Below are 13,058 nucleotides of genomic sequence, written 5' to 3'. Positions count from 1 at the left end.
ATATAATGTCGAGCGGGGATTCGTCCACGATCGAATTCGTTTCAACGGAAGATTGCGTGGATCAGGAGCTACCGCAGCACGAGAAGATCAGGTTCAGGCGTGACGAGATCACCGACCTGGGAACCTTTCCGTCCGCGTGCCGCGTCCCGCCGCTCGGCCAGGCGTCGATCGGTCGCGGCGTTCGTTTGATGGCGCGGCTGTTTGCCGGCCTCGTCGCCCTTGTGCTGCTGGCTGCGGCCGGTGTCTATGCGATCGGCGTGTCCGGTTTCGGCTCGGAGCGGCTTCGCGCGGAAGCCGAGACGGCAATCGAGAAATTGGCCGGCTTCGATGTCGATGTTGCCGTCGGGCCGGCCCGGCTGACGCTTGACGGGTCGAGCTTCATTGCGCTGCAGGTCAGCGACGTCAGCCTCAAGACCGCCGACGGCAAACCGATGGCCGATGCCGGCCGGGTCCGCTTCGGCATCCGGTTCATCCCGCTGCTTTCGGGCGAGGTGCGGCTCACCAGCGCCCGGATTTCCGACGCGCACATCGTCATGGCGGCAATGCCGTCCGGCGGCGACTGGACGGCCGGGCTGCGCAACCAGGACGGTCTCATCGATCCGGAAAAACTTTCCGTCGCCGTCTTCGCCAACGTCAACCGCGCGCTCGATGCGGTGCGCGAGGATTCGGTGCGCCAGATCGATCTGCGCAACGTCGAGCTGGCACTGCCCGAGACCGGATCGGTCAAGTCGGTCACCATCGCCGACGCCTCCGTGTCGCAGTCGGGACCGGGAAGCATGGAGTTTTCATCCGACGCGGATGTCGACGGCAGGGCGCTCACCATCGCCGCTTCCGCCACCCGCGATCCGGCGACGCGACGCATCACCACGCTGGACGCCAGCATCCAGGCGGCCGACGCCGACACTGCGGCTGCAGGTGGCAAATTGGGCGCAATCGCCTTGAAGCTGGCGGGGTCGGAAGCGGCCGGCGACAACGGCTCGCGGCTGACCGCTGCCCTGTCGCTGACCGGATCGGTGCTCGATCTCGGTTCGCGCGGCCTGCTTCCGGCCGACGTCGATCTCGATGCAACGCTCGTCGCCGGTTCGAACAAGATCCAGGTCGACGGATTGCTGGTGAAGACCGGCCGCTCGACCTTCGATTTTGCCGGTTCGATCGGGCCGAAGCCGGCGACCGGCACAGCGGGCGAGGAGCCATCCTATCGCTACGACCTGACCAGCGACGGTTCGACCTTGGCGCCGTCGGATTCGCCGGAACCGGCGCTCAGCTTCATTGCCCGTATTGCCGGCATCTACCAGCCGACGAGCCAAAAGCTGGTCGCCGAGCAGATCGGCGTCCGGTCCGGACCGGGCAGCGAAGTGCTGGGCACGGCTTCGGTTTCATTCGTCGCCAACCAGGCGCCGGGCATTTCGGTGGCGCTCAATGTCCACGACATGCCGGTCTCGCACGTCAAGCAATTATGGCCGTGGTTTTCGGCGCGCAATGCCAGGCTGTGGGTGCTTAAGAACCTGTTCGGCGGCCGCGTCGTCGATGGCAGCCTGCAATTCCAGGTCGTACCCGGACGGCTCGGCAACGGCGTGCCGCTTTCCGCCGATGAAGTCTTCGGCCGATTCCAGGTTGAAGGATCGCGCTTCGACACGGCCGGCCGTATTCCGCCGATCCGCGATGCCGTCGGCGTCGTCGGCTTCCACGGCAACGACGTCGACGTCGCGCTGTCCTCGGGCAGCGTCTATATGCCGAGCGGCCGTACCGTGGCGGCAAGCAACGGCACGCTCACCGTCAAGGCGGCGAACCATCCGCCGGTGATCGGCGCGCTCGACATCGATGTCGCCGGCGAGGCGCCGGCGATCGCCGAACTGGCATCTTATGACCCGATCAACGCCATGCGCCATGTCGGCCTGCTGCCGGACGACCTGTCCGGCACGGTGACCGGCCACGTCAAGGCCGATATTCCGCTGCAGTCCGGCGTCGACTCCTCCAAACTCGATTGGCTGGTGGCGCTCGACTACAAGGACCTGTCGCTGGCCAAGCCGTTCGAGGGCCAGACGGTCAGCCATGCCGACGGCTCGATCACCGTCGCACCCGACCGGGCGGTGATCTCGGCCAAGGCGCTGCTCAACGGCATTCCGGCCGAGCTCGACCTGATCGAGCCGCTCAGGGATGGCGGCCCGCCGCGCAGTCGTAAAGTAGCGCTGGTGCTCGACGACAAGACCCGCGCCACCGCCATGCCTGGCCTGTCGACGCTGCTTTCCGGAACCATCAAGGTGGCGATCGACAAGAGCGGCACCGGCAACCAGAACGTGTCGGCCGACCTGACCAATGCCAGGCTGGACATTCCCTGGGCCGGCTGGAGCAAGGGCCCCGGCATCCCCGCCAAGGTCACCTTCGCCATGGCGAAGACCGGCGACACCACGACGCTGTCCAATTTCGAACTCGACGGCAAGACCTTCTCCATCGACGGCAGCGCGGTGCTGGTCAACGGCGCCTTGTCCTCGGCCCGGTTCAGCAAGGTCACGTTGAACAGGGGCGACGACGTCGCCGTCTCGGTGAAGCGGTCGGGCAAGGCCTATGCGGTCGAGGTTAGCGGCAGCGCGCTGGACGCACGCTCGCTGATCAAGCAATTCACGTCCGACGTCGACACCGCCACCAAGACCACCGGCGTCGATACGATCTCGGTCAGCGCCGACGTCAGTTCCCTGACCGGCTTCCATGACGAGGTGCTATCGAATCTGAAGCTCGACTACAGCGCCGCCGGCTCCAGGGTGAACGGGCTCAAGGTGAGCGCCACGGCAGATTCGGGAGCCGCTATCACCATCAGCAATACGACCGGCGGCGGCCTGCGCGCGCTCAACATGAAGTCGGCCGATGCCGGTGCCATACTGCGCTTCCTCAACATCTACGAGCACATGGAAGGCGGCTCGATCACGCTGGCACTCACCGGGGCCGGCGACGGGCCGATGAAAGGCCAGGTCGACGCCAAGAACTTCTTTATCGTCAACGAGCCGAAGCTCGCCTCGATCGTGTCGACGACGCCGGCTGGCGACAGCCGTAGCCTCAACGAGGCGGTCAAAGGCAATCTCGACACGTCGAGGGTGAAGTTCGAGCGCGGTTTCAGCGAAATCGAGAAGGGCAGCGGCTATCTGAAGCTGCGCAACGGCGTGCTGCGCGGCTCGCGCATCGGCACCACCTTCCAGGGCACGCTCTACGACCAGAACAACAATATGGACATCACCGGCACGTTCATGCCGGCCTACGGCGTAAACCGCATCTTCGGCGAACTGCCGCTGATCGGCGCGCTGCTCGGCAACGGCCGCGACCGCGGCCTGATCGGCGTCACCTACAGGCTCAAGGGCAACGCCAACAAGCCCAACCTGGAGGTCAATCCGCTATCGGTGATCGCGCCCGGGATATTCCGGTCGATCTTCGAGTATCGGTGAGGCGGCCAGGGTAGGCGGGCAGGGTAGGCGGGTGGACACCGACGCTCTGTAGTGATCCTTCGCGCCCCCTCTGTCCTGCCGGACATCTCCCAACAAGTGGGGAGATTGGCAGCTTCCACGCTGCGCTCTTCCTGCAACGTTGTAGATTGGCGAAAGCCGGCGCGAAAGCCGATCTCCCCCCTTGTGGGGGAGATGTCCGGCAGGACAGAGGGGGGCGCTGTCCCGCCGGCACCAACGGTTGCGCGTCAAACCGGCCGCACCAGAACGTGCTTCTTCTTGCCGAGCGACAGCTTTGCGACATTTTCCAGGCCCATATCCTGCAGCGTCACCATCCTGCGATCGTCGGCAACGAGCTGGTCGTTGAGGCGCACGGCGCCGCCCTGGATATGCCGCCGCGCCTCGCCGTTTGACCCAGCCAGCCCGGCGGTGACGAACAGCGACAATATTCCGACGCCGGCTTCGAGCTCGGCCCTGCCCACCTCGACGGTCGGCAGTGTTTCGGCGAGCGCGCCTTCCTCAAATGTCTTGCGCGCCGTTTCGCTGGCCTCCTCCGCCGCCTCGCGGCCATGCAGCATGGCGGTGATTTCGGTGGCGAGGATCTTCTTGGCCTCGTTGATCTCCGAGCCGCCGAGCCGTTCGAGGCGCGCGACCTCGGCGAGCGGCAAGGTCGTGTAGAGCTTCAGGAAACGGCCGACATCGGCATCCTCGGTATTGCGCCAATATTGCCAGAACTCGTACGGGCTCAACATCTCCGCATCGAGCCAGACCGCGCCCGAGGCCGACTTGCCCATCTTGGCGCCGGACGAAGTGGTGAGCAGCGGCGTCGTCAGCGCATAAAGCTGCGCGCCTTCCATGCGGTGGCCGAGATCGATGCCGTTGACGATGTTGCCCCACTGGTCGGAGCCGCCCATCTGCAGCCGGCAGCCGAGGCGCTTGTAGAGCTCCACGAAGTCGTAGGCCTGCAAGATCATGTAGTTGAATTCGAGGAACGACAGCGACTGCTCGCGGTCCAGCCGGAGCTTGACCGAATCGAAGGCCAGCATGCGGTTGACCGAAAAATGCCTGCCGACATCGCGCAGGAAATTGACGTAGTTGATATCCATCAGCCAGTCGGCATTGTTGATCATGACGGCGTCGTTGGGGCCGCTGCCGAATTTGAGGTAGGGAATGAAGTTGCGGCGGATGCCGGCCAGATTGTTCTCGATGTCCTGCGGCGTCAAAAGCTTGCGCGCCTCGTCCTTGAACGACGGATCGCCGATCATCGAGGTGCCGCCGCCCATCAGCGCGATCGGCCGGTGGCCGGTCTGCTGCAACCAGTAAAGCATCATGATCTGGATCAGCGACCCGGCATGCAGGCTCCTGGCGGTCGCGTCGAAGCCGATATAGGCGCTCACCGTTTCCGTGGCGAAAAGCTGGTCGAGGGCGGCATCGTCCGAGGTCTGGTGGATGAAACCGCGCTCGCTCATCGTGCGCAGGAAATCGGATTTGAAGGCGGACATTTTTCTTTCCTGAAAGGCTTCCGGCCGAACGTGGCTCGGCTATGCATGAAGGCGGGCGTTTAGCACTCAAGCGCGATCAGCAAAAGTGGAATCCGGTTTTAGCGCGCCCTCTTCCCTTCTCCCCTGTGGGAGAAGGTGGACTGGCGCGCAGCGCCAAGACGGTTGAGGGGTGCTGGACAGAGCGCGGTTGGTGCCAAGCTGGAGCACCCCTCATCCGTCGCCTTCGGCGACACCTTCTCCCACAAGGGAGAAGGGAGAGCCGCGCGTCGCGAGACAAGCGGCTCTCCCCGGAACGGGTAACGTGAGAGGCCATCCAAACCTGAAGCGATCATCCTTCACTTCCGGCGCGCCTGCTTGCGTCCTCGTTTCGGCTGGCGTAATGAGGCGCCGCACCAGCGGGCCTCATCCGCTGGACCGCGCGGCATCGATCGAATGCCATATCCTGTGACAGAGTCGAGATGCCGGAGATATCCATCGTCATTCCTTGCCGGAACGAGGCGGCGAACCTGCCGCTTCTGCTCGACGAGATCGGCGCTGCCATGGCTGGGCGCGACTTCGAGGTCATCGTCGTCGACGATGGCTCGACCGACGACACGCCTTCGGTCCTTGCCGCTCAGGCGGCGCTTCGCGCGTTTCCGCTGCGCCACCTCAGGCATGCGAAATCCGCCGGCCAGTCGCTCTCGGTACGCTCGGGCGCCTGGGCAGCGCGCGGCGATATCATCGCCACCATCGACGGCGACGGCCAGAACGATCCCGGCTATATCCCAGTGTTGATCGACGCGCTCCGGCAGGCTGGTCCCGACGTCGGGGCTGCGCAGGGACAGCGTCTGAAGCGCCGCGACAGCAAGATCAAGCAGCTGGCGTCGCGTTTCGCCAACGGGCTGAGAAAGGCCATCTTGCATGACGAGACGCGGGATACCGGCTGCGGCCTCAAGGCGATCCATACCGATATTTTGAGGAAATTGCCGTTCTTCGACGGCACCCACCGCTTTGTTCCGGCGCTGGTCATCCAGGAGGGCTACCGCGTCGTCCATTGCGACGTCGTCGACCGCTCCCGCCGCCACGGCAAATCGAATTACGGCATCTTCGATCGCGGCCTGCAGGGCGTGCTCGATCTTGCCGGCGTCTGGTGGCTGCGCCGCAGGCGCCGCAGAATGCCCAAAGTAGAGGAAATCAGGCATGGGTAACGTGCTTCAGGAATTGGCGACCTGGCTTCACGATGTTTTCGTCAAGCAATTCGATGCCTGGGTCCTGCTCGGCTTCGTCGCCCAGTTCTTCTTCACCATGCGCTTTCTGGTGCAGTGGGTGGCGTCGGAAAAGGCCAAGCGCAGTGTCGTGCCGATCGCCTTCTGGTTTTTTTCGCTGTTCGGCGGCGGCCTGCTGCTGATCTACGCCATCCAGCGTCAGGATCCGGTGTTCATCGCCGGCCAGGCCATGGGCCTGTTGATCTATATCCGCAATCTCTGGCTGATCGCCAACGAGCGCAAGGCGGCGATGACCAAGGTCGATTGAGCCCGCAACCGGCCTAAGCCGATCGAGATTACTTGCCGTCCAGCCCGCCGTAGGACCTTACCAGTTCGATCATATCGGCCGAGTTGACGGTCTCGCTCTCGAGCCCCTCGGCGACGCCGACGCGGTCGGCGGCCGGCCGGTTCTGGCTGACTTTCCATTTGCCGCTGATTTCGGTGATCGCGATCTCCAGGCCGACAATGCCCTTGATCTGGGACTGGATGAAGGGGGCCGGCGCATCGGTCACCGCCCACGGCGCCGCGCGATTGCCCTCCTGCGACATCGTCAGATCGGAAATCTGCTCGGCCAACCAATCCTGGTCTTCGATCACCTTGACGATGCCGCGCACCTGGACGATGGCGTAGTTCCAGGTCGGTACCACCTTGCCGGTTTCACGCTTGGTCTCATACCAGGACGGCGTCACATAGGCATCGGCGCCCTGGAAGACGACCAGCACCGGCGCCAGGGGATTGTCGGCCAAAAGCCGCCATTGCGGATTGGCCTTGGCCAAATGGGCGCGCAGCCTGCCGTTCGGCGGCACATCGGCGTCTAGAAGAAAGGGAATTGCGTTGGCGACCGGCCCCTCGGTGCCGTTCGACACCAGCAGGCCAAGCGGATGCGCCCGGATCAGCCCGTGCAGGACGTCCGGCCGTGTTTCCTGGAAGTGAGGCGGTTGGTACATCGCCGACTATCTCAGCCGCTTCGGCCGTGGGTCGGACAGCTCCCCGGCCAGCCGGCGATCGAGATAGTCCGCGCATTCCTCGATCAAAAGCTCCGCATGGTTGGCAAAGAAATGGTTGGCGCCGGGCAAGGTCTTCTGGGTGATGGTGATGCCCTTTTGCGTGTGCAGTTTGTCGACCAGGCCCTGCACGTCCTTTGGCGGCGCGACCTTGTCGGCGTCGCCATGGATGATCAGGCCGGACGACGGGCATGGCGCCAGGAACGAGAAATCATAGGTATTGGGCTGCGGCGCGATCGAGATGAAGCCTTCGATCTCGGGCCGGCGCATCAAGAGCTGCATGCCGATCCACGAGCCGAACGAATAGCCGGCGACCCAGCAGCTCTTGGAATCTGGATGCAGCGACTGCACCCAGTCGAGCGCCGCGGCGGCGTCAGACAACTCGCCGGTGCCGTGGTCGAATTCGCCCTGACTGCGGCCGATACCGCGAAAATTGAAGCGCAGCGTGGTGAAATTGCGCTTCTGGAACATGTAGAAGAGGTCGTAGACGATCTTGTTGTTCATCGTGCCGCCGAACTGGGGGTGCGGGTGCAGGACGATGGCAATCGGCGCGCTCTTTTCCTTCGAGGGCTGATAACGACCCTCCAGGCGGCCGGCCGGACCGGTGAAAATGACCTCAGGCATGAAATACTCCACTTGGCATAAATTGCGCGGCGCCCGGAACAACTTTTCCTCTGGCCTTGACGCAGGGCGAGCGTCTTTCTAGAAGCTAGTTTAGAATTGTTCAAAACTGGGCGGCCAAAAACTGTGGCTCGGCCACCCGCGCCGCAAGCCGCGTAAATAGGACGTCTTGCCTTGCAATTTCAAGGAAATAACGCGCTATCTTCGCGAAACGGCTTTTGAAGGGACCAGTTGGACGGAAATGGCCGGAGCACGCGCATATCTCGACTACAACGCCAGCGCGCCGCTGCTTGCCTCGGCGCGCGCGGCCGTGGTCGCTGCGCTCGACGTCGCCGCCAACCCGTCCTCGGTCCATGCCGAGGGCCGCGCTGCACGGCGGCTGATCGAGGATGCCAGGCGCGAGGTGGCGCGACTGGTCAGCGCCAAAGCCGAGCATGTCGTGTTCACCTCTGGCGCTACGGAAGCGGCCTCGACGCTGCTGACGCCGGACTGGCAGATGGGGCGCGGCGCCATCCGCATGAGCCGGCTTTACGTGTCCGAGGCCGATCATCCTTGCCTGCTGAATGGCGGGCGCTTCCCGGCCGCGCAGCTGACGCGGATCGGCGTCGACGCCGATGGCATCGTCAGGTTCGACGCCTTGGCGGCAGCGCTCGGTGCGCATGACAAGGCCGACGGCTTGCCGCTGGTAGCCATCCACGCCGCCAACAACGAGACCGGCGTGATCCAGCCGGTTGGCCGCATTGCTGAAATCGTCAAGGCGGCGGGTGGCATCCTGGTGGTCGATGCCGTGCAGGCGGCCGGCCGCATTCCGCTCGATATGTCAACGGGTTACGCCGATTATCTGATTCTCTCCTTGCACAAGATCGGCGGCCCCAAGGGCGTCGGCGCCATTGTCGCGGCGTCGGACTTGATGATGCCGAAGCCGCTGGTCAGCGGCGGCGGCCAGGAAAAGGGCCATCGCGGCGGCACCGAAAACCTGGCGGCGATTGCCGGGTTTGGCGCGGCGGCGCGTGAGGCGCTTGCCGGCTTGCAAACGATCGATGCGGTGCGGCAACGTCGCGACGAAATCGAGGCGATCGTGAAAACGCTGGTTCCGGATGCCGAATTCTTCGGGACCGGCGCGCCAAGGCTTGCCAACACCACATTCTTCGCTATTGCCGGCATCAAGGCCGAGACGGCGCAGATCGCCTTCGACCTGGCCGGTGTGGCGCTGTCGGCCGGATCGGCCTGTTCATCGGGCAAGGTCGGGCCTAGTCACGTGCTGAAGGCCATGGGTTATGGCGACAGCCTTGGCGCGTTGCGTGTGTCGATCGGTCACGCGACCGGCGCTGAAGACATCGAGCTGTTCCGTTCGGCGCTGGCGACGATCGTCGCGCGGCGGGCAAACAGGGAAAAGGCCGCCTGAGCGCGGCAACGTGACATTTGGGCCTTACGGCCTGGTAGAGCCGTGCGTTCGCATTTGGCCGGGTGAATTTCCGGCATGAACGCACTATATGAAACTTACGCCACTTCGGGTGCCCAGGGGTGCTCGCTTGCGGTGCCATAGTTTGAAAACTGCCGGGCCTTGACCCCGGCGTGGATGGAGAACGCTGATGCCTGCTGTGCAGGAGACGATCGATCGAGTTCGAAAGATCGATGTCGACCAGTATAAATACGGATTCCAGACCGAAATCGCGATGGACAAGGCCCCCAAGGGCCTGAGCGAAGACATTATCCGCTTCATTTCGGCGAAGAAGGACGAGCCGTCCTGGATGCTGGAATGGCGCCTGGAAGCCTATCGCCGCTGGCTGACGCTGGACGAGCCGAAATGGGCGCGCGTCCACTATCCCAAGATCGATTTTCAGGACCTCTACTATTACGCGGCGCCCAAGAGCACGCCCGGACCGACCTCGCTCAGCGACGTCGATCCCGAACTGCTGAAGGTCTACGAGAAGCTCGGCATTCCGCTCAGGGAACAGGAGATCCTCGCCGGCGTGCAGAAGACCGATGCCTCGGAGCTCGAAGAAGCCAGCGACAATGTCTACAAGTCGGGCCGTGTCGCTGTCGACGCGGTGTTCGATTCGGTCTCCGTCGTCACCACCTTCAAGAAGGAGCTGGCGCAGGCCGGCGTCATCTTCTGCTCGATCTCGGAAGCGATCCGCGAGCATCCGGAGCTGGTGAAGAAATATCTCGGCTCGGTCGTGCCGACCTCCGACAATTTCTACGCAACGTTGAATTCGGCGGTGTTCACCGACGGCTCCTTCGTCTTCGTCCCCAAGGGCGTGCGCTGCCCGATGGAACTGTCGACCTATTTCCGCATGAACGAGAAGAACACCGGCCAGTTCGAGCGCACGCTGATCATCGCCGAGGAGGGGGCTTACGTCTCCTATCTCGAAGGCTGCACAGCGCCGCAGCGCGACGAGAACCAGCTTCACGCCGCGGTGGTCGAGCTGATCGCACTCGACGATGCCGAGATCAAATATTCGACGGTGCAGAACTGGTATCCCGGCGACGCCGAGGGCAAGGGCGGCATCTACAATTTCGTCACCAAGCGCGGCGACTGCCGCGGCCATCGCTCGAAGATTTCGTGGACGCAGGTCGAGACCGGCTCCGCCATCACCTGGAAATATCCGAGTTGCATCCTGCGCGGCGACGATTCCAGCGGCGAGTTCTATTCGATCGCCGTGTCGAACGGCTACCAGCAGGTCGACAGCGGCACCAAGATGATCCATCTCGGCAAGAACACGTCCAGCCGCATCATCTCCAAGGGCATTGCCGCCGGCTTTTCGCAGAACACCTATCGCGGCCAGGTCTCGGCCCACCGCAAGGCGACCAACGCCCGCAACTTCACCAACTGCGATTCACTGCTGATCGGCGACCAGTGCGGCGCGCACACCGTGCCCTACATGGAAGCCAAGAATTCGACGGCGCAGTTCGAGCATGAGGCGACCACCTCGAAGATTTCCGACGACCAGAAGTTCTACGTCATGCAGCGCGGCATCCCGGAAGAAGAGGCGATCGCGCTGATCGTCAACGGCTTCGTCAAGGACGTCATCCAGCAGCTGCCGATGGAATTCGCGGTCGAGGCGCAGAAGCTGATCGGCATCAGCCTCGAGGGCTCGGTCGGCTGACCGGATAAGAATTTTCAGGAAAAAGAAAAAATGCTTGAGATAAAAAACCTGCACGCCCGCATCGTCGATGACGGCACCGAGATCATCCGCGGCCTGAACCTGACGGTCAGGGCCGGCGAGGTTGCCGCTATCATGGGTCCCAACGGCTCGGGAAAGTCGACGCTGTCCTACATCCTCGCCGGCCGCGAGGACTATGAGGTCACCGAAGGCGACATCCTCTACAACGGCCAGTCGATCCTCGAAATGGATCCGGCCGAGCGCGCTACTGCCGGCATCTTCCTCGCCTTCCAGTATCCAATGGAGATACCGGGCGTGGCGACCATGGAATTCCTGAAAGTGGCGATGAACGAGCAGCGCAAGGCGCGCGGCGAGGAACCGCTGAAGATCCCGGAATTCCTCAAGCGCGTGAAGGAAGCGGCCGCCTCGCTCAACATGGATATGGCGATGCTGAAGCGGCCGCTCAATGTCGGTTTTTCCGGCGGCGAGAAGAAGCGCGCCGAGATCCTGCAGATGAAGCTGCTCGAGCCGAAACTGTGCGTCCTCGACGAGACCGATTCCGGCCTCGACATCGATGCGCTGAAGATCGTCGCGGACGGCGTCAACACGCTGCGCTCGCCGGACCGGGCCATCGTCGTCATCACCCACTACCAGCGCCTGCTCCAATACATCGTGCCGGATACGGTGCACGTGCTCTACAGAGGCCAGGTGATCAAGTCGGGCGACAAGTCGCTGGCGCTCGACCTCGAGGCCAATGGCTATGCCGGCGTGATCGGGCAAGCCGCGTGAGATGCCAGCAGGCCCGGAAGGCAAGCCAAACAAGGCGATACTGATGAACATGCACACGACACCCCAGCGAACATTGGCCGAAACGGCGCTGATCGACGCCTTTGGCGAGCGGCTGTCGCTGCTGCCCGGCGACGGCGCGGTGATGCTGAAGCGCGACGACGCCATCGAGGCGATCAAGGGCGGCCTGCCGACGCGGCGCATCGAATCCTGGCATTATACGGACCTGCGCCGGCTGCTGACCTCGGTGCCGGACTTCGATCCGGCAGCGGTCGCGAAAGCCATTGCGCCGATCGTCGAAGACTCCTCGGTTTTGCCGGTCCTGAACGGGGTTTCGAGCGCGAAACTGCCCGATATCGAAGGCGTCGCCGTACAGCGCCTGTCGGAGAAGCTGACCGACGGCAGCATCGCGCCGGGGTTGGATCCCTATGGCACCGATGACGCGATCGGCGCGCTGAACACCGCCTTTGTCGCCGACGGCTATTTCGTCGACATCGCCGACGGTGCCGAACTGGAAAAGCCGCTTGAGCTGCAGAATTTGCAGGCCGGTGGACAGACGCATGTACGCCTGGCCGTCCGCGTCGGTGCCGGCGCCAAGGCTGTCATCGTCGAGCGCCAGGCGGGCGAGGGGGCGGCGCTGGTCAGCTCGGTCAGCCAGCTTGTGCTTGGCGAGGGCGCCGAAGTGACATGGCTCATCGTGCAGGAGCAGCCGGATACGGCAACACATCTCGCCCAGTTCAAGGCGCATCTCGGCAAGAATTCGAAACTGACGCTGTTCGTCATGAATGCCGGCGGCAAGCTGGTGCGCCAGGAGGTCGTCGTGAGGACGACCGGCGAGGGCGCCGACTTCACGCTGCGCGGCATCAATCTTTTGGCCGGCGACACCCATACCGACGTCACCATGGTGCTCGACCATGCCGTGCCGCACACCGCCTCGACCGAAGTCATCCGCAACGTGGTGACCGGCAAGGCGCGCGGCGTCTTCCAGGGTCGTATCAACGTCCACCAATATGCGCAGAAGACCAACGCCAAGATGGCCTGCAACACGCTGCTGTTGTCGGACGACGGTGAGTTTTCGACCAAGCCGGAGCTTGAAATCTTCGCCGACGACGTCGTTTGCGGCCATGGCGCGACCGTCACCGAGATCGACCACAGCCATCTGTTCTACCTGATGGCGCGCGGCATCGACGAGAAGACCGCGCGCGGCCTGCTGGTCAAGGCCTTCGTCGCCGAAGTGATCGAGGAACTGGACGACGAGGCCATCGTCGAGGCGCTGGAACGACGGCTCGACGATTGGTTTTTGACGCACGGGTAGAATTGGCCGAGGGGTGCTGGACGGAATGAGGCGATGCCTCGAGAGAGC

The 13,058-nt window shown here is 63.6% G+C and carries 10 protein-coding genes; 7 read left to right on the top strand and 3 right to left on the bottom strand.

The window, feature by feature from the left end; translation table 11 throughout:
* Positions 1 to 56 precede the first annotated feature (56 nt).
* The gene (locus NKJ93_RS04155; RefSeq protein WP_352587741.1) at positions 57 to 3,434 is read left to right on the top strand and encodes a hypothetical protein; all 3,378 of its coding nucleotides are present in this window, start codon (positions 57 to 59) and stop codon (positions 3,432 to 3,434) included.
* A gap of 245 nt (positions 3,435 to 3,679) precedes the next feature.
* Here the strand turns inward: NKJ93_RS04155 and tyrS are convergent, their stop codons facing one another.
* A complete protein-coding gene (tyrS, locus tag NKJ93_RS04150) occupies positions 3,680 to 4,933 on the bottom strand; it encodes a tyrosine--tRNA ligase (protein ID WP_352495789.1) in 1,254 nt (417 codons plus the stop codon).
* A 458-nt stretch (positions 4,934 to 5,391) separates the two neighbouring features.
* Here tyrS and NKJ93_RS04145 point away from each other — a divergent pair, with 458 nt between their 5' ends.
* The gene (locus NKJ93_RS04145) at positions 5,392 to 6,120 is read left to right on the top strand and encodes a glycosyltransferase family 2 protein (protein ID WP_352495790.1); all 729 of its coding nucleotides are present in this window, start codon (positions 5,392 to 5,394) and stop codon (positions 6,118 to 6,120) included.
* The gene (locus NKJ93_RS04140) at positions 6,113 to 6,445 is read left to right on the top strand and encodes a lipid-A-disaccharide synthase N-terminal domain-containing protein (protein WP_023674681.1); all 333 of its coding nucleotides are present in this window, start codon (positions 6,113 to 6,115) and stop codon (positions 6,443 to 6,445) included. Before NKJ93_RS04145 ends, NKJ93_RS04140 begins: the two co-directional genes overlap by 8 nt.
* A gap of 28 nt (positions 6,446 to 6,473) precedes the next feature.
* On the opposite strand, the gene NKJ93_RS04135 is transcribed toward NKJ93_RS04140, so the two are convergent.
* On the bottom strand, positions 6,474 to 7,124 hold the full coding sequence (locus NKJ93_RS04135; protein WP_352495791.1) for an FMN-binding negative transcriptional regulator: 651 nt from the start codon (positions 7,122 to 7,124) through the stop codon (positions 6,474 to 6,476).
* A gap of 6 nt (positions 7,125 to 7,130) precedes the next feature.
* On the bottom strand, positions 7,131 to 7,805 hold the full coding sequence (locus NKJ93_RS04130) for an alpha/beta hydrolase (RefSeq protein ID WP_023717356.1): 675 nt from the start codon (positions 7,803 to 7,805) through the stop codon (positions 7,131 to 7,133).
* A gap of 238 nt (positions 7,806 to 8,043) precedes the next feature.
* Between NKJ93_RS04130 and NKJ93_RS04125 the strand changes: the two genes are divergently transcribed.
* The 4 genes from NKJ93_RS04125 (at position 8,044) to sufD (ending at position 13,010) form a co-directional block, all read left to right on the top strand.
* Positions 8,044 to 9,207 carry a cysteine desulfurase family protein gene (locus NKJ93_RS04125; RefSeq protein ID WP_352587738.1) on the top strand — a complete coding sequence of 388 codons (1,164 nt, stop codon included), beginning with the start codon at positions 8,044 to 8,046 and terminating at the stop codon, positions 9,205 to 9,207.
* A 187-nt stretch (positions 9,208 to 9,394) separates the two neighbouring features.
* The gene (sufB, locus tag NKJ93_RS04120) at positions 9,395 to 10,912 is read left to right on the top strand and encodes a Fe-S cluster assembly protein SufB (protein ID WP_023717358.1); all 1,518 of its coding nucleotides are present in this window, start codon (positions 9,395 to 9,397) and stop codon (positions 10,910 to 10,912) included.
* A 30-nt stretch (positions 10,913 to 10,942) separates the two neighbouring features.
* Positions 10,943 to 11,698 (top strand): Fe-S cluster assembly ATPase SufC, encoded by a 756-nt coding sequence (sufC, locus tag NKJ93_RS04115; protein ID WP_352481179.1) that lies wholly within the window; start codon positions 10,943 to 10,945, stop codon positions 11,696 to 11,698.
* 43 nt (positions 11,699 to 11,741) lie between these two features.
* On the top strand, positions 11,742 to 13,010 hold the full coding sequence (gene sufD / locus NKJ93_RS04110; RefSeq protein WP_352481178.1) for a Fe-S cluster assembly protein SufD: 1,269 nt from the start codon (positions 11,742 to 11,744) through the stop codon (positions 13,008 to 13,010).
* Positions 13,011 to 13,058 lie beyond the last annotated feature (48 nt).

It is taken from the genome of Mesorhizobium sp. M0028, from assembly GCF_040323855.1.
Lineage (GTDB): Bacteria > Pseudomonadota > Alphaproteobacteria > Rhizobiales > Rhizobiaceae > Mesorhizobium.
This window is presented reverse-complemented; position numbering and strand designations above follow the sequence as displayed.